Source organism: Methylobacterium fujisawaense (genome assembly GCF_014138435.1).
Lineage (GTDB): Bacteria > Pseudomonadota > Alphaproteobacteria > Rhizobiales > Beijerinckiaceae > Methylobacterium > Methylobacterium fujisawaense.
In genome coordinates, this window is sequence record NZ_JACJIM010000002.1 from 70768 (window position 1) to 91326 (window position 20559).

The window sequence follows — 20559 nt, forward strand, 5'->3', positions numbered from 1 at the left end:
CGCTTCGATCAGGCCGGATCGGTGGCCGGTTCGGCCGCGCGGCGGCGCGCCCGGTCGGCGCGGAGCGCAGTCTCGCTGACTTGGTAGTGCGGTTCGAGCGGCGGCAGCTCGGCTCCGAGCACGGAGCCCGCCAGCGGGATCGCGTGGCCGAGGCGCTCCAGGTCCTGCGCATGGGCGAGGTCGGTCTCGAACGTGTCGCCGGCCTCGACGAGGCCATTCTTGGCGTTTTGGATGCGTGGGTTGTGGAAGACTGTGTTGGCCGTCATGGCGATGCGGTCGGACATGAATGTCTCCTGGATCGTGCGGAAAGCTCTTTGTCGGTATTCAAAGATTAGAAACTGACATCTATCTCTATAATCATAAACAAAATAATAAATTCCCTTGAATTTTACCGATGAATATTTCAGAAATAATTGCCATTTAGTCGATTTGCGCGTCTGTGCTCGCGCGCTATTCCTCGGATGCGCTCATCCACAGCAACTTCTGGTGTGGGCTTTAAGGCGCCTTCAACTCGGTGCGTTCCTTGATATTCTATCGACGAAAAGGAACGATCATGCCGACGAAGCTAAAAATCAAAGTAGGCCACATTGAGTTTGAGTACGAAGGTGATGCTGTATACGATAATGAGGCTGTAAAAGATCTGTTCAGCCATATCGAGTCGTTCGCTGTTGCTGTGCCTTCGGGCAATTTCGATGCGCTGCCTACGCAGAAAGATCTTGAAAACGGGGATGAAGGCGCGGGTGATCAATCTGGCATTTCTAATCTCTCAGTGCAGACTGTCGCAGCTCGCCTTGGAGGAAAATCAGCAAAGGATGTCGTGCTTGCTGCCGCCGGTCATTTGCAAATCTGCCAGGGGATGAAAAGCTTCAGTCGTAAAGAGCTTCTATTGAGTATGCAGAATGCTCATGGATACTACAATCAAACAATGAGCGGAAACTTAAGTGCGGTCTTGAAGAGGCTCGTAGCCGCGAAGCAGATCATGACGTTGACGGGCGAACAGATGTCGCTGTCTGCAGGTGAGTTGGCGCGTCTGAGTGCCAAAATTGTTACATCTTGACGACCTAAAGCTCGCCTTGCAGCGAGACGGCCTATCCCGTGCAGACAAGGTTCTCCTTGTCATCGCGAGCATCGGCCAGCCGGTAAAGAACCCCGCAATCATGGCGCAGGCTCAAGTAGCCGGCTGCAACATGAAGACGTGGAACGTCGCCGACATCCTGTCAAAAGCAAAAGGGACAACCCTCAGGGTGCCCGGCGGTTATGAGCTATCCGAAAAGGGTCATGCACGGCTAACCGAACTCGGTGTCAGCAAGCTTCCGCCCGCGGCCGCGAAAGTCGCACAAGACCTGCGCAAGCACTTAGCGTCGATCAAGGATGAAACGACCCGCGCCTTCATAATTGAAGCTATCCAATGCCACGAGGCAGCCCTCTATCGGTCAGCTATCGTTATGTCGTGGCTCGCCGCTATCGGCGTGCTGCACAACGAAGTTGTGGCCAACCATCTTATTGCCTTCAACGCTGAGGCAAAGAAGGTTGATGGAAAGTGGAAAATTGCAGCAACCACGGACGACCTCGGACGCATGAAGGAGTCCGATTTTCTCGATCGTATTGCTGCGGTCGGAGTAATCGGGAAGAACGTGAAAGCGCAACTTGCGGCCGGCCTAAACTTGCGAAACGGCTGTGGTCACCCGAACAGTCTAAAAGTTGGCGCTAACGCGGTTGCTGCACATATTGAGATGCTCCTCCTGAATGTTTTCGATAAATTTGCGTCTTAACAAGTCCGGCAAATACCCGAGCGTTTCTCAGGGGGAGATCAAACGGTCGCTCACTTTCCACTCTGCGCCGCGAAGGTCCCCTTGATCAACGCCTGTGGCCGCCGCACCACCAGCGCCAGCCGCTCCTCCGCCAAGATCGTCACCATGTTGCGTACGAAATTGTCCCGGTCCTCGGTGGAGATCAGCACGCTCGCATCCTCCCGGTCGAAGATCTGCGCCGCGTAGGCGAGCGCGCCGGTGAGGAAGGTGCCGATCGGCATCGCCAGGGACACCGCCACCGGCAGGCCCCAGAGCGTCGGACCGACGAGGCCCGCCGGGTTCGCCCAGATGTAGCGGCCGTGATCGTCCTTGGTCAGCTCGATCGCAGCCCAGTCGGTCGGGTTCAGGACGTGGCCGGTGGCCGGGTAGAGCGCCAGCGTCGCCTGGAGCATGGCGAGCCGCAGCCGGTCGAGGCGGGTCTCCCCCGCCACCGTGACGCCCGACGGCGCCACGTAGGCGGTCGCCTGCGGCAGCAGGCCGAGCAGGTTGGTGCCGGTGCCGTCGCCGAGCAGGAGCTGCTGTTCCTCGGCGAATTCCAGCCCGTAGCGCAGCTCGCCGTCGATCTCGCTCTGGAGCTGCGGCGCGTCCGCCAGGATCTGCTTCGAGGCCGGGATCCAGTGCGCGATGGTCGCCACCTTGGTGTTGGTGATGTCCCACTGGATGTCGGATTGCGGCTTGGCCGCCGAGGGATTCTCCGCCACCGTCTGGGCGTTGAGCGTGCGCACCGTCTGGCGGGCATACTCGATGATGCTCGAAGTGGTCCGGCCCGGCTGCAGCAGGGCGCGGATCGTCATCGGCCGGCGCGGCAGGCTGGTGCCGGCGACGCGGTCGGCCGGCACCAGGGCGGTGGTGGCCGAGGTGCCGGTGGCGCTCGCCGACGTGATCGCCTTCACCTCGATCGCCAGCGAGCCCTTCCAGGCATCGCCGCGCAGGCCGGCCGCCTTCACCGCCTCGCTCTCGGCGACGATCCGGCCGACCGACTTGTGTTCCTCGCCGCCCGCCGGGGCGCCACGGCGGGCGAGCTTCTGCTCCAGCTCGCCGACCCGGGCGGTGAGGCCGCCCATCTCGGTCAGCGCCTTGTCGGCGTCGGCCTTGGTCTCGCCGGTGATCGTGCCGAGGTTCTTGATCTCGGTTTCGGCCTTCTCGGCGAACGCCTTCACCTCGTCGGTGGCCTTCTTCAGCTCGGCCGCCAACGTGCCGATGTCGGCATCCCGGCCCTCATTGGGCTTGTCGAGGGCGACGCGCGGCAGGCCGGGAAGAGCACAGGCGGCCAGGAACGAGGCCGGGATGCCGCCGGTTTGCGTGCGGTGAACGGTCATGATCGATCCCTTGAGAGTTGAGGCAGCTTGAAACCGGACAGCAGCGCCCAGAGCGCGGCCGTGTCTTCGGGCGTCGCCGTGCCCTCGACCCGCGGGGCGGCCGTGAAGCGACGCGCGGCGATGGAGCGGGCCTGCTTGTGCGAAAGCCCGCACTCCTCCCGGAGCAGGGCCTCGACATCGCGCAGCGTCGGGGCGACCTTCCAGGCGTCCAGATCCTCGGGCGCACGGGAGCCGGTCAGCGCTTCGAATCCGTCGCGCAGATGGTTCATCACCTGCGCACGCTCCTTCAGCGTGGGACTTCCGTAGGGGTCGGCCCCCATGTGCTTGTCGTGCAGGCGCATCGCCGCGGCGATCGAGGCGGCGGCGGCCGCGGCGTCGGGCTGGGCCAGGGCCGTCTTGACCGCGTCGACCAGGGCGAGGCCGTTCGACGGCGTGTCCACGAGGCTGATCTCGCCCAGATTGATCGCCTTGAGGCTGCGGCGCGGCTCGCCGGCTTTGGCGCCGTAGATCGCCCCGCCGGGGGCGACCCGGTAGCCGATCGACAAGCCCGGGAAGGCCCCGTCCTTCACCCGCTCGAACAGGTTGCGGCCGGCATCGGTGTTCATGCCGGAGATCTTGCCCTTGGCGCGCAGGCCCTTCCCGTCCTCGGCGAGATCGGTCCAGATCCCGACGGCGCGCTGGCCGCCGAGCTGCGGCAGGCCGTGGTTGACGTGCATCGGCACCGTGCCGCCAACAGCCTTGCGCTCGGCCAAAGTCGCCGCGAAGGCGCCGGGCAGAATCCGGTCGCCGTGCTGGTCGACGTTGCCGAAGACGGCGCCGTAGCCCTCGAACTCGCCCGCATCGGGAGAGCCCGCGAACTTCAGTTCGAGGGGGACGATGACGGTGTCCATAGGGGATTCCTCGGACCGGACGTTGGGTCGGATTTCTTGAACGGGGCCGACGGATCGGGTAGCCTTCGGTCAGGCGCGGACCCGTCGACCGTTTCGGACGTCAAGCCCAAGGGCGATCGCGAGATCGGGCACGCGGCATCAGCGGGCCGCGCCACCTCTGCCCCCAATCTTGTAGAACGTGTGTAGCGTGAGCGATCGGCTCCGCTTGCGCACCGCCAGCACCGCCTCGTAGGTCTGCCCACGGATCGTGTGCCTGACGACGACGCCCTGCAGCGCCTGCCCTCGCGTCTTGCCGCCGCGCGTGACCGTTCCCTTCCGAAGCAGGCGCGGCAGGTTGCGGTAGTCGCTGGGCGTGATCGGGTTGGCCTCGCCGCTGCCGGGGCCATGCCGGCGGTCGATGTGGCGAACGAATTCCGCCGTGACGCCATGCCGCCAGCCGTCCACGTCCTGTCCCGCATGGGCCGAGAACCGCGCTCCGTGGACGCGGCCCAGGTCGAGCACGTCCCGGTGCGACCGGTCGGCCAGGGCGCGCGTCGCCAGCCGCTTCGCCGCCCGTCCGCCGCCGCCGGCTCCGGCGAACCGGCCGTCCGCATCGCGCGGGTGCTTCGCCGGATCGAACGCCTTCAGTCCCGCGTGCGCGCCGTCGAGGGCGCCGAACAGCGCTTCGCGGTCAAAAGGGCCGCGGCCGGTCGGCCCACCTCCGCCCGCTCGATTTCCGTCCGGCGGGACCGTCTCCGCGCTCGGCGCCACCGGCCGTTCCCGCCGCATCACCGCCACCGTGCCGAGATCGTCGATCGGCAGCAGGTTCGCCTGCACCGTGAGCTTGGCGGCCCCGCCGCCGCGGCGGTCGAGGTTCTCCTTCTCGCGGATCTCGTCGCGATCCATGATCCCGTTCTGGGCGAAGGAGGCGTAGAGCTTGGCCCGGGCCGCGCTGTCGGCCCGCAGCAGGCCCTCCACGGCGAACTCGGCGTAGAGCGTCGCCCGCTCGGCCGGCTCGATCAGGCGGAGATGGATCGCCGCCTCGATCCGCCGGAGCTGCGCCCGCAGGCCGAGCGCCAGCCAGGACAGGGCGATCTGCTCGACGCCCGTGCCCCACATGGTCTGCCCCTCGGAGGCGTGCCCGATCAGGATCGGCGGGATGCCGAACCAGCGGCAGATCTCCTCCACGTGCCAGCGGCGCGATTCGAGCAGCTGGCTGTCGGCCGGCGACAGGCTGACGGCCGAGAACTTCATCCCGGCCTCCAGCACGAACACGCCGCCGGCGTTGCTGGAGCCGGCCAGCGGCGCCACCACGTTCTCACGCAGGTCCTTGCGCTGCTCCGGCTTCAGGACCTGGTCCATCTGGAGCACGCCGCTCGGGCGCACGCCGTTGGCGAAGAGCTTGTTCGACACCTCGTCGGCCGCCAGCGCCGCCGAGACCGTCTGCCGGGCGAATTTCAGGGGCGACAACCCGCGCAGGCCGTCGCTGCCGAAGGCCCGGAGGTGGAACACGTCCGCCTCGCCGAGCGACCGGACGCCCAGCGGGTCGGCATAATCGTAGACCAGCGCGCCGTCGGGATCCCGGCGGACCGTCACGCGGTCGGCCTGAAGGGGCTGCAGCGCGATCAGGCGCCCGCCCGCGCGGATCTTCTCGGCGAAGGCGTCCCCGTGCAGGCACAGGGACAGGACCGCGCCCTCCCAGAACTCCACTGCCGTGTGCTCGCCGTCGGGCGAGACCCGCAGCAGAAGGCTCAGCGGGTGATCCGGGGCGGGGCTCCGGCCGCCATCGGCCTCGCGGCGGTAGAGCGCCAGCGGCAGAGTGGCGATCGTCTCCGCCAGGAGCTTCACGCAGGCCCAGAAGGCCGAGACCTGCAGGGCCGTGTCGGGGGTGACCGGCTTGCCGGCGGCCGCATCGGCATAGCCGAACAGCCGGCCCCAGATCCGCGCCGCCTTGGCGTCGTCGGCCCGCAGCGGCGCGGCCTTCGTCTCCCACCGTGCCGCCGGCCCGGCTCCGGGCGGCGGGGCAGGACCTCGTGCGCCAGGCGCAGGCGCTCCGACGCCGGAGCGTCGGGGCGTGAGCGCCGGCCAGCACCCGGTCGCCCGAACCTGGGCGGCCCCGTCCCGCATCGGCGGCGCGCGCCACATCTGCCTGGAATGCGGCCGGCCCTTCGCGGCGGCCGTCAGCGGCGCCGAGTTCTGCGGGCCGGCCTGCCGCATGGTCTTCAACAACCGGCGGGCCCGGCGCGGGGCCGAGCTCTACGACCTGTTCATGGCCCTGCGCCACGACCGGGCCACGGCCACGCGGTTCAAGGTCTGGCGGCTGCTCAACCGCCTCGCGGCGATCTTCCGCGACGAGGACCGGCGGGAGCGGGACGGCCGCAAGTCCTGGCGGGACCCGGCGACGATCATCGAGCGCCGGCCGTATCTGAAGGCCGAACGACTCGTTCCCGCGCGGAGATCGGGATGACGACGCTGCCGCCGGGTCTCATTCCACGGGGCCTGACCCGCGAGCAGGCGGCGGCGTATTGCGGCTGCGAATCGCTGGCGGCCTTCGATGACTGGGTGCGCCGGGGAATCGTGCCACGGGCCATGACGGGCACAACCCGCTGGGATCGCAGAGCGATCGACCGGGCTCTTGATCGACGATCCGGCCTGCTGTCCGATCCCGGTCCGTCGATCGACGAGTGGTTGGCGGAACATGCGCGTTAGGCTCAAGGGCATCAACACCGTCCGGCGCAAACTCGCCGACGGCACGATTCGCACGCACCACTATCACCGTGCGACAGGCACGAAGCTCCCGGGCGAACCCGGCTCGGCCGAGTTCCTCGCCGCCTTCGAAGCGGCAGGCCGCACAGCCGCGCTGGCGCGCAGCGCGGGCACGGTCGCGTGGCTGATCCGCCAATATCAGGCGAGCCGGGCCTGGACGAAGAAGCTCTCCGAGACGACGCGGGAGAACGCCCAGTTCGACGTCCGAGCCTGCGAGGCGAAGTGGGGCACCACCCCGCTCAAGATCGTCGAAAATCCCCGCAGCCGGCCGGGCTTCCTGCGCTGGCACGAGCAGCTCGCCGAGGCCCATCCGCGTGCGGCCGACATGAAGCTGTCGCGGCTCGCGACGATCTTTGCCTGGGGCGTGGACCAGGGCCATCTCGCCCACAACCCGATCGCCACGTTCGAGCGCGCCTACCGCTCGGATCGATCCGAGCGGATCTGGATGCCCGAGCATGTCGCGGCTTTCGCCGCGGCGGCCACGCCGGAAATCTGGCTCGCGATGATGCTCGCGCTCCACACCGGCCAGCGGCAGGGGGATCTCCTGACGCTTTCCTGGAGCGCCTGGGACGGGCACGCGATCACGCTGCGCCAGGGTAAGAGCCGGCGGCTCGTCTTCGTCCCGGCGACGCGGGCCTTGAAGGCTGCGCTCGATGCGGCGCCGCGCCGGGCTACGACGATCCTCGTCGCAGTTCGCGGGGCACCTTGGCGCAAGCGCCGATTCCACGAGGTATGGAGCGAGACGTTCGCGGCCGCGCGAATCACGGAGGACCTGCACTTCCACGATCTCCGGGGCACGGCGGTGACGATGCTGGCCGAGGCCGGCTGCACGGTCCCGGAAATCGCGACGATCACCGGGCACAGCCAAGCACACGCACAAAAGATTCTGGATCGCTATCTCGCCCGCACGCGGAGCCTCGCCGAATCAGCGATCGCGAAGCTCGACGATCACCGTCGGAACCGGGTCGGTTTGCAAACGGACTTGCAAACGGCGTGATGTGCGGTTCCGGAAAGACCGCTAAGCCGTTGAAAGTAATGGTCGGAGTGGCCGGACTTGAACCGACGACCCCCTGTCCCCCAGACAGGTGCGCTACCGGGCTGCGCTACACTCCGACGCCGCTTAGGCTCGCGGCTCTTAGCCTCCGCGCAGCGCCCGCGCAACCCCTTCCGGCATCCGGGTTCCGCGCCGCGAGGCCGGCAGATGCTGGCACTTGCGGATCAGGACCGCTACGGGGAGCCCCCGCCCCGACGATTGCCAGAGGATCATGACGGACCGACCGATCGCCTTCGATCTCACGCGCCTCGTCACGCGCCTGCGTCACGCCAGCCCGTCCGGGATCGACCGCGTCGACCTCGCCTACGCCCGCGCCTTCCTCGGCTCGGCCGAGACAGGTGTCGGCGTCGTCTCCACAGCCGTCGGACCGCGCATTCTCGATCGCGCGCAGGCTCTGGAGATCGTCGAGGCGGTGGCGGCCGGCTGGGTCGAGGACCGGGACGCCGCCTCGGACCCGGTCTATCGGCGGCTCGCCGCCCTCTGCGGGGATCCGGCCGCGGGACCGGCAGCCCTCTCGGAGACGCCGGCCAACACCGCCGACCGGCGGCGGATCCAGGCGCGGAAGACGCTCGACATCGCCCTGCGCGGCCGGTCGGTCGCCACGCTGCCCCGGGATGCGCTCTACCTCCACACGTCGCATCTGCGCCTCGACGATCCGCGGCGGTTCGACTGGCTCTACACGCGGCGGGACGTGCGGGCCGCCTTCTTCGTCCACGATCTGATCCCGATCACCCATCCCGAATACGGCCGGTCCGGCGAGGCCGACCGCCACCGGGCGCGCCTGCGCACGATCGGCCGGCACGCCGCCGCGATCCTGGTGAATTCGGAGGATACCGGCCGGCGCACCCTCGCGCATCTCGCCGCCGAGGGGTTCGGCCGGCCGCCGGTGGCCGTGGGCCATCTCGGGGTCGAGCCCGCCTTCGGGCGCACGGGACCGCGGTTCAGGCCGGACCGGCCGACCTTCCTGGTCTGCGGCACCATCGAATCGCGCAAGAACCACCTGCTGCTGTTCCAGATCTGGCGGCACTTGGCCGAGCGGCACGGGGCTGCCACGCCCCGGCTCATCGTCGTCGGGCGCCGGGGCTGGGAGGCCGAGAGCGCGATCGACATGCTCGAACGCTGCCCTGGCGTGCAGGCCCATGTCATCGAGGCGTCGGGGTTGTCCACGCACGGGCTGGCCGCGCTGATGCGCAGCTGCACGGGATTGCTGATGCCGTCCTTCACGGAGGGCTACGGCATCCCCGTGGTCGAGGCCGCGGCTTCGGGTCTGCCGGTCATCGCCTCCGAAATCCCCGTCCATCGGGAGATCGCCGACGGGTTCGCCCTGTTCCGCGACCCTCTGGACGGGCCGGGCTGGATCGAAGCGATCGAGGCCTTTGCGCAGCCCGCCGCGTCCCTGCGCGCCGAACTGGCGGGACGTCTGGACGGATATCGACCGCCGGACTGGCCCGCGCATTTCGCCGCCGTGACCCCCACCCTGGCCATGCTCTGACCGAGCCGTTCCGGTTTGATGTCCGGTCGCGCCGCCTGCGCGCCCGGCCGCACAAGTTGCGCCGCTCGGGTCTGACGAATAAGGAAAAGCGTCAGTCAACCAGCCTGGCCGAGAGCGGGCGGAACGGAGATCCTGCCGATGCGGGTGGTCGACCTCGATCGCGATACGGTCAAGCGCGGGCTCAGCGACGGCTCGATGCTGATCATCGATGTGCGTGAGCCGCAAGAATTCGAGGCCGGGCACATCCCCGGTTCCGTCTCGCATCCCCTCTCCAGCTTCGATCCGCAGGCGGTGGCGGATCTCGTGGCCGCCGATGGTCGGCGCGCGGTCTTCTCGTGCGGCTCGGGCGTCCGCTCGATCCACGCGCTGATGGCCGTGCAGAATGCCGGACTCGATCTCGCCGAACACTACAAAGGCGGGTTCAAGGACTGGTACAGCGCAGGTGAGACGATCGCCTGACCTCCGGATTCAATCCGGTACACGAGACCGTGATGTGCGCTCGCGCACAAGCAACAGCGTGGCGCGCGGGTTAGGCCGCACCCGCGGCGGAACAATCGTCAAGCTCGGCGCGACCGCACGGTCAGCCAACGGACAGCAGGACCCGATGCGCAGCCGGCTTCCCAGCCTTCTCACCCTCTTGTCAGCCCTCGTCGCGGGTCTCGCGGCAGGTCCCCTCACCCCGGCGGCCCGCGCCCAGGCGCCGGGCGGGCCGCCGCCGAAGGTCACCGTGGCCAAGCCCGTGGTGCGCCAGATCGTCGAGCAGGACCAGTATACTGGTCGCTTCGACGCGATCGATTACGTCGAGGTCCGGGCCCGCGTCACCGGATATCTCGAGAAGATCAACTTCGTCGACGGCCAGACGGTGAAGAAGGGGGATGTGCTGTTCGTCATCGACCGGCGCCCCTACAAGGCGGCCCTGGAGCAGGCCCAGGCCGCGCTGGCCTCGGCCAAGGCGCGCCAGTCCTTCTCGCAGACGGATCTCGAGCGCGCGCAGACCCTGTCCCGCAGCGGCAACATCTCCGAACAGGTGACCGACCAGCGCCGGCAGGCCTCCCAGACGGCCCAGGCCGACGTCGACAGCGCGCAGGCCGCCCTCAACAACGCCCAGCTGAACTACGATTTCAGCGAGGTGAAGGCGCCCATCAACGGCCGCATCAGCCGGCGCCTCGTGACCGAGGGCAACATCGTCAGCGCCGACCAGACGATGCTGACCACGATCGTCTCGCTCGATCCGATCTATTTCAGCTACACGGTCGATGAGAAGGCGTTCCTCAAGTACCAGAACAGCCTCGGCATCGGGATGGGCCAGACCCAGCAGGGCAAGGGCGTGCCGATCCTGATCTCGCTGTCCGGCGAGGCGAAGCCGACCCGCAAGGGCACCCTCGACTTCGTCGACAACCGCGTCGACAACGCCACCGGCACGATCCTGCTGCGCGCCACCGTCCCGAACGCGGACCTGTTCATCAAGCCCGGCCTGTTCGGCATCGTCGCGATGCCGGCGACGAAGCCCTTCCAGGGCGTGCTGGTCCCCGACGAGGCGGTTGCCGCCAACCAGGACAAGCGCATCGTCTACGTGGTGGGGCCCGAGAACGTCATCCAGCAGAAGGATGTCGTACTGGGACCGAAGGTCGACGGCTACCGGGTGATCCAGTCGGGGCTGAAGGGCGACGAGACCATCGTGGTCAACGGCCTCGCCCGGGTCCGGCCGGGGGCGAAGGTCACGCCCGAGACCGTCGAGTTGCCGCCGAGCAAGACTTGAGCCCGCGCGGCTCGTCACGAATGCCTTCGTGCGCGCCCCAGGGTGCGCCCCGCACCGACGACGCAGGGCCCCGTCCGGGAGACCGGCGGGCCTCAGAGGTTTGACCGATGCGTTTCGCCCATTTCTTCGTCGACAGGCCGATCTTCGCGTCGGTCACGTCGATCGTGTTCCTGATCCTCGGCTTCGTGGCCTACGAGAGCCTCCCGGTCTCGCAGTATCCCGAGATCGTGCCGCCGACCGTGACGGTGCGCGCCTCCTATCCGGGCGCCAATGCCGAGACCGTGGCCGCCACGATCGCGACGCCGATCGAGCAGGAGGTCAACGGCGTCGACAACATGCTCTACATGACGTCGTTGTCGACCAACGACGGCAACATGCTGCTGACCGTGACCTTCAAGGTCGGCACCAACCTCGATATCGCCAACGTGCTGGTGCAGAACCGGCTCTCGGTGGCGCAGCCGCGCCTGCCGCCGGACGTGCGCAACCTCGGCGTCACGGTGCGCAAGGCCTCCCCCGACCTGATGCTGGTCGTGCACCTGCTCTCGCCGAACAAGACCTACGACCAGAACTACCTCGCCAACTACATCTACCTGAACATCCGCGACGAGCTGCTGCGCCTCGACGGCGTCGGCGACATCACGATCTTCGGCGGCAACGAGTATGCCGAGCGCATCTGGGTCGATCCCAACAAGCTCGCCGCCTACGGACTGTCGGTCACCGACGTCACCACGGCCCTGCAGGAGCAGAACGTCCAGGTGGCGGCCGGCCAACTCAACGGTCCGCCCGCGGCCAAGAGCGAGGCGTTCCAGCTCGTCGTTCAGTCGCAGGCGCGGTTCAAGACGCCCGAGCAGTTCGCCGAGGTGATCATCAAGGCGCAGGACGGGCGCCTCGTCCGGGTGAAGGACATCGCCCGCGTCGAGATGGGCCAGAAGGACTACACGACCAACTCGTTCCTGAACGACACGCCCGCGGTGGGCATCGGCGCCTTCCAGCGGCCGGGCACGAACGCGCTGGACGCGGCGGCGTCGGTCAAGAAGGTGATGGAGGAGGTCAAGAAGAAATTCCCGCCGGACGTCGAGTACCGCATCGCCTACAACCCGACGGAGTTCATCGAGGAATCGATCCACGAGGTCTACAAGACCCTGTTCGAGGCCGTCGGCCTCGTCGTCATCGTGGTGCTGGTCTTCCTCCAGAGCTGGCGCACCGCGCTGATTCCGGTGATCGCGATTCCCGTGTCGCTGATCGGCACCTTCGCGGCGATGGCGGCCTTCGGCTTCTCGCTGAACAACCTGACCCTGTTCGGGCTGGTTCTCGCCATCGGCATCGTGGTCGACGACGCCATCGTGGTGGTGGAGAACGTCGAGCGCAACATGGCCGAGGGCCTGTCGCCGGGGGACGCCGCCCACAAGACCATGGACGAGGTCGGCGGCGCGGTCATCGCCATCGCGCTGGTGCTCGCCGCGGTGTTCGTGCCCACGGCGTTCATCCCGGGCATCTCGGGCCAGTTCTACAAGCAGTTCGCGCTGACCATCGCGGCCTCGACGCTGATCTCGGCCTTCAACTCGCTGACCCTGTCGCCGGCGCTCTGCAAGCTGCTGCTGGTCCCGCATCATGCGCGCAAGGAGCCGAAATTCTTCCTGACGCGGTTCGTGAACTGGCTGGCGAACGGCTTCAACCGCGCCTTCGACGCGACGTCAAACGCCTACGGCCGGACGATCCGCGTCCTGACCGGCGGCATCGTCGGCCTGGGCGTGATGCTGCTGGTCTATGCGGCCGTGATCGCCGGGACGCTCCATCTGGCGCAGACGACGCCCACGGGCTTCATCCCGGACCAGGACCAGGGTTACCTGATCGGCGTCGTCCAGCTCCCGTCCGGCTCGTCCCTCGACCGCACCACGGAGGTGTGTCTGCGCGCCGCCAAGCAGGCCCGGACCGTCGACGGCGTGGCCAACGCGGTGATCATCGCGGGCTTCGACGGCGCGACCTTCACCAACACGACCAATGCCGGCGTGATGTTCCTGACCCTCAAGGGGGCGAAGGAGCGCGCGGAGGTCGGTCGAAGCGCGGCCGTCATCACCGGCGACGTGCTGAAGGCCACCTCCGACATCCAGGAGGCGCGGGTCATCGTGATCCCGCCGCCGCCCGTCCGCGGCCTCGGCAACGGCGGCGGCTTCAAGATGCAGATCGAGAGCCGCCAGTCGTCGGATATCGGCCCGCTCATGGCCGCGGCCGGCGAGGTGATCGCTCAGGCCAACCAGAGCGCGGACGTGCAGCGCGTCTTCACGACCTTCGATAACTCGACGCCGCAGCTGTTCCTCGACATCGACCGTACCATCGCCCGGATGCTGAACGTGCCGCTGGCGAACGTGTTCTCGTCGGTCCAGGCGGATCTCGGCGGCACCTACGTCAACGACTTCAACACGCTGGGCCGGATCTATCAGGTGCGCCTGCAGGGCGACGCGGCGTTCCGCACCTCGGTGCAGGACATCTCGCAGATCAAGGTGCGCTCCTCCACCGGCGCGCTGGTGCCCATGGGCACCCTCGCCTCGGTGCGGGACGTGACCGGTCCGCAGATCGTGCAGCGGTTCAACCTCTACTACTCGGTCCCGGTCCAGGGCGTGGCCAAGCCGGGCGTCTCGACTGGTCAGGCGCTGACCGCCATGGAGGAGATCGCCAAGAAGGCTTTGCCCGACGGCTACTCCTACGACTGGACCGAGATCGCCTACCAGCAGAAGGCCGCGAGCGGCACCGCGGGCGCGGTCTTCGCCCTCGGCGTGCTGCTGGTCTTCCTCGTCCTCGCCGCGCAGTACGAATCCTGGGCGCTGCCGCTGGCGATCCTGCTGGTGGTGCCGACCGGGGTGCTGGCGGCGCTCGCGGGCGTGCAGTTCCGCGGCCAGGACAACAACATCCTGACCCAGATCGGCCTGATCGTGCTCATCGGCCTCGCGGCGAAGAACGCGATCCTGATCGTCGAGTTCGCCCACGACATCGAGCAGCGGGAGCATCGCGGCCCGGTGGAGGCGGCGGTGGAAGCCTGCCGCCTGCGGCTGCGCCCGATCCTGATGACCGCCTTCGCGTTCATCCTGGGCACCCTGCCGCTGGTGATCGCCACCGGCCCCGGCGCCGAGATGCGTCAGGCGCTCGGCACGGCGGTGTTCTTCGGGATGATCGGCGCGACCTTCTTCGGCCTGTTCCTCACGCCGGTCTTCTACGTGGTGATCCGCCACTTCTCGCTCTGGATCGGGCGGTTCCGGAAGAAGCACACCCACGGTGATTCCGGCGGCGCCGCGCCCGCCCACGGCTGACGGGCACACTCTCGGCTGCCGTATCCTGAAAGCCGCGCCGGATCCGCGAGGATCGGGCGCGGCTTTCGCGCGACGGGCGGGCGCGCCCGGTGTAGAGGCTGGCGCCATGCACGCCCTCGGTCGCCTCATTCTCGGGGCCTTCGCCCTCCTGCTCGCTGTTCCGGCGGGCTTCGTGGTTCTCGTCCTGGCACTGCTCGTCGATCCGGCCGCGCAGGCCTGGCTGAGCGGCGGGGCGCTCGCCGGCCTCGACATGGCCCTGTCGGACCTCTCGGCCGGGCTCCCGCCGGAGGGACTCGCCCTGTTCGTCGCCGGCCTCGCCAAGGCGCTGTTCGTGCTGCTGTTCGTGCCCCCGGCCCTGATCGGTCTCGGCGGGGAGATCCTCGGATGTCGCGGCCTCCTGTGGTACGGCGCCGGCTGCGGCCTGCTCACCGCCGCCCTCCCCTGGCTGACGCGCGGCGCGCTCCGGTCCGGCGGGGCAACCCGGGATGCCGCCCTCCTCGCCGGCGAGGTGCGCCTGACGCTGATCCTGTTCGTGGTCGGCGCGAGTGCGGGCTTGGTCTACTGGCTGGTCGCGGGGCGCGGCGCCGGGCGCATCCGCGAGGCCGACCTCTCCGAGGATGCCTGACGGCTCCCGGCGACGTCGCCCTTGGCCGCGGACACGCGGGCGCGCTACAGGAGGCCGCTACGACACGGTATCCGATGCTCGCCCTGCGCTCCCTCGCCTTCAACATCTGCTTCTACGCCGTCACGGCGGTCCTGGCGGTCGCCGGCCTGCCCATGCTGGTCTCCGGCCGGTCGGTTCTGCGGCTGGCCCGCGCCTGGGGGCGGATCACCCTGTGGCTGCTGCGCGTCGTCGCCGGAACGCGGGTCGAGTTCCGTGGGCTGGAGAGCATCCCGACGGGTCCCCTGCTGGTGGCGGCCAAGCACCAGTCGGCCCTTGAGACCCTGGCCCTCTGCACGGTGCTGCCGAACTTCGCCTACGTCCTGAAGAAGGAGCTGCTGCTGATCCCCCTGATCGGCTGGTACTTGTCGCGCAGCGGCATGGTGGCGATCGACCGGTCCAAGGGCACCCGGGCCATGAGCCTGATGAATGCCGCGGCCGGCGCGGCGATCCAGGACGGGCGCCAGCTCATCATCTTTCCCGAGGGCACCCGCCGGCCGGTCGGCGCGCCGCCCGCCTACAAGCAGGGACTCTCGCATCTCTACACCGCCCTGAAGGTCCCCTGCCTGCCCGTCGCGCTGAACACCGGCCTGTTCTGGTCGCGCAACAGCCTCGTGCGCCGGCCGGGCACGGCGGTGATCGAATTCCTGCCGCCCATCCCGCCCGGCCTGCCCCGCCAGGAGTTCCAGGCGCTGGTCCAGGACCGGCTCGAGACGGCCTCGAACGCCCTCGTCGACGGTGGCCTCGCAGGCTGCGCGGCAGACGGCCATGCCGTACCGGCGGACGAGGCACCGGCCGTGACCGCGCCGCGCCGCTGAGCCCCGCGCAACCGCCGCGTTCCATCCCGAGGGGCGCTGAGCCAGCTTGTGGATAACGGGCATCGTCGCCACATCTGCCCTCGGGAACGTCGCGCTTGACGCCTGTGGATATCGCGCGTTAGGTTGGAACAAATGGCGAACAGAAGAGCCCTGTCCTGGTCGGCCGCGCTCCGTGACCTGAAGGACGATCGCACCCGGAGGCAGGACGTGCGTGAAGAACGCCTCAAGACGACCGCAGGTCTGCGCGGCTCGCCCGCGCTTCCCCTTTCGGCCTGGCGCGGCCGTTCCGGCCGCCGCTACGTGGTCGGGGTTCATCCGGCCGGGGGCTTCGACCTCGACGAGATGGCCCAGGCCGTGGTGATCGCCGTCCGCCGGGACAATGCGGGCATCGCCGAAATGGTCTCGGTGGCCAGCTCCAGCGAGAGTCCCCGCGATCATCTGCGGCGGACTTGGCTCGACCGTGTCCGCCGCCGGGGGGCCACCGAGATGCACGTGCATCGCCTGGCCGAGAACGACGTCGAGCGGGTGGCGATCGTCGAGGATCTGCAGGTCGACACCGTCGAGCCGGCGCAAGTCTGACCGGAAACGCGACGCGCGCGGACGGATCACGTCCGCAGCGGTCGACCCGGGGCGGCGCTGCCCCAGTTTCGCCCCTTGCATGGCCTCAAGGCGAGGCCGCGATGTCCCTGCGGGGATCGGGTCGGGGAGCGGAGCGCATGGTGCAGGATCGGACGCGGCCGGAGGGTGCCGACCAGACAGCCCCGGTGGGGCGCGCGCGGCGATCCCGGCTCGGGCTGTTCCTGCCCTACATCCTGCTCGCCCTCGTGGTGGCGGGCTGGTCGGCCGGCTGGCTGTGGATGCGTGAGCGCGCGGCCGCCGAGATCGACGGCTGGATCGCCCGGGAGGCGTCGGCCGGGCGCACCTGGACCTGTGCGGACCGCTCGCTCGGTGGCTACCCGTTCCGGCTCGAGCTGCGCTGCAGCGCCGTCACGCTCGACCGTGCCGACGGACGCTTCCGGCTGGGACCGAGCACCGCGGTGGCGCAGATCTATCAGCCGCGCCTCGTCGTGTTCGAGAGCGCCGGCCCGTTCCATGTCGAGCAGGGTGCGCTGACCGGAGACGCGTCCTGGTCCGCGCTCCAGGGCAGTTTCCACGGCGCCGCGGATGGCTTCACCCGCGCCTCGCTGGTCGTCGACAATCCCGATGTCACCGTGAAGGGGGCAGAGCCCGGTCCGATCGCGGTTGCGGGCCGGCACCTCGAACTGCACGCCCGGCCGAGCCCCGGCCGTTTCGATTCCGACGGTGCGGTGGATCTCAGCTTGCGCCTGAATCAGGCGGCGGTGCCTCAACTCGACGCCCTCACCGGAACACGGGATCCGGTCGATCTGGCCCTTGATGCGAGCCTGACGCAGGCCACCGTGTTGCGGACCGGGACGGTGGCGCGCGAGCTGGAGCGCTGGCGCCAAGCCGGCGGCAACCTGGACCTGACGGCCCTGTCGCTGGCCAAGGGCGCACAGCGCGTTCAGGCGAAGGGCACCCTCGCCCTCGATGCCGCGCACCGCCCGGCGGGCCAGATCGACCTGCGGGCGGCCGGCGTCGACGCGCTGGTCGGCAGCATCGTCGGCCAGCGCTTCGGCTCGGATCGGGGCGCGCTGGTCGGCCAGCTGGTCGGCGGCCTGCTGGGGCTGGCCCAGCGTCCGAACCCGGACGCGCCGGCCGACGCGACACCCCTCAAGGCGCTCCCACCCCTGCGGCTCGTCGACGGGAAGGTGGTCTTCAGCGGATTTCCGATCCCCAACGTCTTCGTGCCGGCGCTGTATTAGGCGGCTCTCGGTCTGAGGGGGCCTCTGAAACGCCCGGACAGGCGCGTCTTCGGCGAAGACGATGCAACGCGCCTTGCCGCCTGTCCGGGCTCATGGCCGCGCGCATCGGACACCCTGGCTCACCATCGGTGTCCTGCGCCGTCAGGCCGGGGCGTTGCCGGCGAGACCGGAATGGAAAGGCGCTCGTGGTGCAGGATCTCGTGGTGCAGGATCTCGCCGCCTCGGCGCGTCGGGATCCCGGGCGCCGCTGCGGGTCTACGGGATGACCGCGCAGCGCGACGGCACGTGTCGCCCTGCGCGCGAGGCCTGGTGCGTCGGCTTGGGCGCGGATTGCAGCAACGGGCCTGTCGCACGGGCCTGCTCGGCGACGCCGGATCGGCTATAGGAGGCCCATGGCCTCATCCGCGTCCCCGACCCGTATCAAGATCTGCGGGCTCAGCACCGAAGCGACTCTGACCGCCGCTCTGGACGCCGGGGCGGACTGGATCGGGCTCGTCCACTTCCCGCGCAGTCCCCGGCACGTGGCGCTGGAGCAAGCTGCCGCCCTGTCGGCCCTCGCCCGCGGGCGGGCCGAGCGGGTGATCCTGCTGGTCGATCCGGACGACGCTTTGCTCGCCGCGGCCGTCGCGGCGGTGGATCCGGATCTCATCCAGCTCCATGGGCGCGAAAGCCCGGAGCGCGTCGCGGCGATCCGCGCCCGTACTGGCCGGCCGGTGATGAAGGCCCTCGGCATCGCCACGTCCGCGGATCTCGCCGTCCTGCCGGCCTATGCCGCGGTCGCCGACCGGATCCTGCTGGATGCCAAGGCGCCGCCGGATGCGGCCCTGCCGGGCGGCAACGGCCGGTGCTTCGACTGGGAGATCCTGCGCGGCGCCACGCTTCCGGAGGGCACCATGCTGTCGGGCGGCCTCGATGCCGGCAACGTCGCCGATGCCATCGCCCGCACGGCACTGGGCGCCGTCGATGTCTCGTCCGGGGTCGAGACGGCGCCGGGGGTGAAGGATCCGGCGAAGATCGCGGCCTTCGTGGCGGCTGCGCGGCGGGCGCGCTGAGGTTTCCGCCTCAGCGCCGCGAACGGGAACCGCTCAGCGCGGCGCGGGCAGCGCGGTCCGGCCCGTATTCGGGACCGTATAGGTGCCCGCGGTCTCGCTCTCGGGCGCATAGGTGCGCAGCCGGGTCGCCTCGCGCTCGTACCGGACGGCCTCGCGGCGATGGTAGCGCGCCCGGGCGCGGGTCTTGCCCTGGCCGAGCCACGTGAAGATGCCGCCGACCACGATGCCGAGGGCCACGGCGCCGAACAGGATCGCGTAGAGCGGAAGAGCGACGCTGAAGACCGGCGCGTCCGCGTTGAACGGATCGAAGGAGAGCTGCACCGGCGCGCGGTTGGCCACCGCCAGCAGGATCACCAAGGCGGCGATCGGCAGCAGCACGAGGCTCTTCAGGAAACGGATCATCGCGCTCACAGGTCCTTCCTACTCGGCGGCCGAGGCATTCTCGCCGATCCCGGCGGCGTTGAGGCGCTGGCGCATCTCCTTGCCGGTCTTGAACACGGGGATTGCCTTCTCGGACACGGCAACGGCGGCACCCGTGCGCGGGTTGCGTCCCCGACGCGCCTCCCGGCGCTTCACCGAGAAGGCCCCGAAGCCACGCAGTTCCACCCGGTCGCCGCGGGCCAGCGCATCGGAAATGGTGTCGAGGATCGCGTTGACCAGGATCTCCACGTCACGCTGGTAGAGATGCGGGTTCTGCTCGGCGATCCTGAGGACGAGCTCCGACTTGATCATGGCGTGGAATCTTCTCGCGGGATCGGGGCGGGCTGCGCGGTGGCGGTGGTTCAGGGTTCCGGACGCCAGAGGGCGAGCATCCCACCCCGGGCGGCCTGTGCCTCGGCCCCCACGGACCGAAGGCGCGCCGCGAGGCCGTCCAGGCCCAGGAGGTCGGCGCCGATTCCGGCCGCGGACCACAGGGTGAACCGGCTCTCCGTCGCGGGCTTCCAATCCTTGATCGGCAGGTTCGTCTGGACGCCGCGGGCGCTCTCCAGCCACGCCACCGCCTGACGCTCGCCGCCGAGCTCGTCGACCAGCTTCAGCGGGATACTCTGGCGACCGCTGAACACCCGGCCGTCAGACACGGCGCCGAGTTGCGCCGGATCCATGCCCCGGCGCTCCGCGACGAGGCCCTTGAACCACGCATAGGTGTCGCCGACGACGGAGGCCAGGGCGGCGCGCGCCTCCGGCGAGGTCGGTGTGAAGCCCGACGGCTCGGCCTTGAGCGGCGACGACTTCACGGACTCGACCTTGACGCCGACCTTGTCCAAGAGCCCCGAGAAATCGGGATACTGGAACAGCACGCCGATCGATCCGACCAGGCTGGTCTCACGCGCGACGATGTGATCGGCCGCGATGGCCGTGATGTAGGCCCCGGACGCGGCCGTGCCGTCCACGAAGGCGACGATCGGCTTCTTGGCGGCGAGCGTCCGGAGGTTGCGGAAGATCTCCTCCGACCCCGTGGTCGTACCGCCGGGCGAGTTGATCGAGACGATCACGCCCTTCACCGCATCCGAGTCCCCCACCCGCTTCATCAGCTTGGCGGTGGCCTCGCTCCCGGCGATGAAGCCGGAGACGGAGATGCGGGCGATCTGCGGCTGGACCGCGAACGCGCCTTCGACGCCCGTCCGCGCCCGATAGCCCAGGGCACCGACCGCCACGATGAGGCCGCCGACGCCGAGCACGCGCCAGAGGGACAACCTGCGACGCAGGCGCCGCCGGTCAATCAGCAGTTCGGCATCGGCTGCCATGCTGTCGCTTCCCCTAAAGCCCCCCGGCCGGCCCCCTCGACGGGATGCGGGCGCATCGCGCTCGCGCCGGGCAAGTCCTTGGTTT

At 69.0% G+C, this 20559-nt stretch carries 21 protein-coding genes and 1 tRNA gene; 14 read left to right on the forward strand and 8 right to left on the reverse strand.

What is annotated here, in order from left to right; all coding sequences use genetic code 11:
* Positions 1-8 precede the first annotated feature (8 nt).
* Positions 9-284 (reverse strand): hypothetical protein, encoded by a 276-nt coding sequence (locus GGQ91_RS05240; RefSeq protein ID WP_182591531.1) that lies wholly within the window; start codon positions 282-284, stop codon positions 9-11.
* Positions 285-553: 269 nt separating this feature from the next.
* Here GGQ91_RS05240 and GGQ91_RS05245 point away from each other — a divergent pair, with 269 nt between their 5' ends.
* Positions 554-1057: a hypothetical protein gene (locus tag GGQ91_RS05245; RefSeq protein ID WP_182591532.1), complete on the forward strand. Its 504-nt coding sequence runs from the start codon at positions 554-556 to the stop codon at positions 1055-1057.
* The gene (locus GGQ91_RS05250) at positions 1035-1772 is read left to right on the forward strand and encodes a hypothetical protein (protein ID WP_343066759.1); all 738 of its coding nucleotides are present in this window, start codon (positions 1035-1037) and stop codon (positions 1770-1772) included. The genes GGQ91_RS05245 and GGQ91_RS05250 overlap by 23 nt, the downstream gene beginning before the upstream one ends.
* Before the next feature lie 50 nt (positions 1773-1822).
* Here GGQ91_RS05250 and GGQ91_RS05255 read toward each other — a convergent pair whose 3' ends face one another.
* The 3 genes from GGQ91_RS05255 to GGQ91_RS05265 form a co-directional block, all read right to left on the reverse strand.
* Positions 1823-3130 (reverse strand): phage major capsid protein, encoded by a 1308-nt coding sequence (locus tag GGQ91_RS05255; protein WP_182591534.1) that lies wholly within the window; start codon positions 3128-3130, stop codon positions 1823-1825.
* Positions 3127-4020 carry an HK97 family phage prohead protease gene (locus GGQ91_RS05260; RefSeq protein WP_182591535.1) on the reverse strand — a complete coding sequence of 298 codons (894 nt, stop codon included), beginning with the start codon at positions 4018-4020 and terminating at the stop codon, positions 3127-3129. The genes GGQ91_RS05255 and GGQ91_RS05260 overlap by 4 nt, the downstream gene beginning before the upstream one ends.
* Before the next feature lie 138 nt (positions 4021-4158).
* Positions 4159-6126 carry a phage portal protein gene (locus tag GGQ91_RS05265; RefSeq protein WP_182591536.1) on the reverse strand — a complete coding sequence of 656 codons (1968 nt, stop codon included), beginning with the start codon at positions 6124-6126 and terminating at the stop codon, positions 4159-4161.
* Here GGQ91_RS05265 and GGQ91_RS05270 point away from each other — a divergent pair.
* Genes GGQ91_RS05270 through GGQ91_RS05280 form a run of 3 tightly spaced genes read left to right on the forward strand, consistent with a single transcriptional unit; the run spans position 6074 to position 7762 of the window.
* Positions 6074-6466, forward strand: a complete 393-nt coding sequence (locus GGQ91_RS05270; protein ID WP_279898387.1) for a hypothetical protein — start codon at positions 6074-6076, stop codon at positions 6464-6466. The genes GGQ91_RS05265 and GGQ91_RS05270 overlap by 53 nt on opposite strands.
* The gene (locus tag GGQ91_RS05275) at positions 6463-6708 is read left to right on the forward strand and encodes a hypothetical protein (RefSeq protein ID WP_182591537.1); all 246 of its coding nucleotides are present in this window, start codon (positions 6463-6465) and stop codon (positions 6706-6708) included. The genes GGQ91_RS05270 and GGQ91_RS05275 overlap by 4 nt, the downstream gene beginning before the upstream one ends.
* The gene (locus GGQ91_RS05280) at positions 6698-7762 is read left to right on the forward strand and encodes a tyrosine-type recombinase/integrase (protein ID WP_182591538.1); all 1065 of its coding nucleotides are present in this window, start codon (positions 6698-6700) and stop codon (positions 7760-7762) included. The genes GGQ91_RS05275 and GGQ91_RS05280 overlap by 11 nt, the downstream gene beginning before the upstream one ends.
* Before the next feature lie 39 nt (positions 7763-7801).
* Here the strand turns inward: GGQ91_RS05280 and GGQ91_RS05285 are convergent.
* A tRNA-Pro gene (locus tag GGQ91_RS05285) sits at positions 7802-7878 on the reverse strand.
* Positions 7879-8030: 152 nt separating this feature from the next.
* Here GGQ91_RS05285 and GGQ91_RS05290 point away from each other — a divergent pair.
* The 9 genes from GGQ91_RS05290 (at position 8031) to GGQ91_RS05330 (ending at position 18729) form a co-directional block, all read left to right on the forward strand.
* Complete coding sequence (locus tag GGQ91_RS05290) at positions 8031-9311, forward strand: glycosyltransferase family 4 protein (protein WP_182591539.1); 1281 nt, start codon at positions 8031-8033, stop codon at positions 9309-9311.
* A gap of 138 nt (positions 9312-9449) precedes the next feature.
* Positions 9450-9770, forward strand: a complete 321-nt coding sequence (locus tag GGQ91_RS05295) for a rhodanese-like domain-containing protein (protein ID WP_182591540.1) — start codon at positions 9450-9452, stop codon at positions 9768-9770.
* A 145-nt stretch (positions 9771-9915) separates the two neighbouring features.
* A complete protein-coding gene (locus GGQ91_RS05300; RefSeq protein WP_043380594.1) occupies positions 9916-11070 on the forward strand; it encodes an efflux RND transporter periplasmic adaptor subunit in 1155 nt (384 codons plus the stop codon).
* A 107-nt stretch (positions 11071-11177) separates the two neighbouring features.
* Positions 11178-14375 carry an efflux RND transporter permease subunit gene (locus GGQ91_RS05305; protein ID WP_043380596.1) on the forward strand — a complete coding sequence of 1066 codons (3198 nt, stop codon included), beginning with the start codon at positions 11178-11180 and terminating at the stop codon, positions 14373-14375.
* 106 nt (positions 14376-14481) lie between these two features.
* Complete coding sequence (locus GGQ91_RS05310; RefSeq protein WP_043353149.1) at positions 14482-15000, forward strand: hypothetical protein; 519 nt, start codon at positions 14482-14484, stop codon at positions 14998-15000.
* Positions 15001-15074: 74 nt separating this feature from the next.
* Positions 15075-15854 carry a lysophospholipid acyltransferase family protein gene (locus GGQ91_RS05315; RefSeq protein ID WP_182591541.1) on the forward strand — a complete coding sequence of 260 codons (780 nt, stop codon included), beginning with the start codon at positions 15075-15077 and terminating at the stop codon, positions 15852-15854.
* A 132-nt stretch (positions 15855-15986) separates the two neighbouring features.
* A complete protein-coding gene (locus GGQ91_RS05320; RefSeq protein WP_043380600.1) occupies positions 15987-16433 on the forward strand; it encodes a hypothetical protein in 447 nt (148 codons plus the stop codon).
* Between the two features lie 137 nt (positions 16434-16570).
* Positions 16571-17677 (forward strand): DUF2125 domain-containing protein, encoded by a 1107-nt coding sequence (locus tag GGQ91_RS05325; protein WP_053610273.1) that lies wholly within the window; start codon positions 16571-16573, stop codon positions 17675-17677.
* A gap of 392 nt (positions 17678-18069) precedes the next feature.
* Positions 18070-18729, forward strand: a complete 660-nt coding sequence (locus GGQ91_RS05330; RefSeq protein WP_043380605.1) for a phosphoribosylanthranilate isomerase — start codon at positions 18070-18072, stop codon at positions 18727-18729.
* A gap of 33 nt (positions 18730-18762) precedes the next feature.
* Here the strand turns inward: GGQ91_RS05330 and GGQ91_RS05335 are convergent, their stop codons facing one another.
* Genes GGQ91_RS05335 through sppA form a run of 3 tightly spaced genes read right to left on the reverse strand, consistent with a single transcriptional unit; the run spans position 18763 to position 20474 of the window.
* Entirely contained in the window at positions 18763-19131 is a 369-nt protein-coding gene (locus tag GGQ91_RS05335) for a LapA family protein (protein ID WP_043351022.1), read from the reverse strand.
* An 18-nt stretch (positions 19132-19149) separates the two neighbouring features.
* Entirely contained in the window at positions 19150-19461 is a 312-nt protein-coding gene (locus GGQ91_RS05340) for an integration host factor subunit beta (protein WP_043351019.1), read from the reverse strand.
* A 50-nt stretch (positions 19462-19511) separates the two neighbouring features.
* Positions 19512-20474 (reverse strand): signal peptide peptidase SppA, encoded by a 963-nt coding sequence (sppA, locus tag GGQ91_RS05345; protein ID WP_043351016.1) that lies wholly within the window; start codon positions 20472-20474, stop codon positions 19512-19514.
* Positions 20475-20559 lie beyond the last annotated feature (85 nt).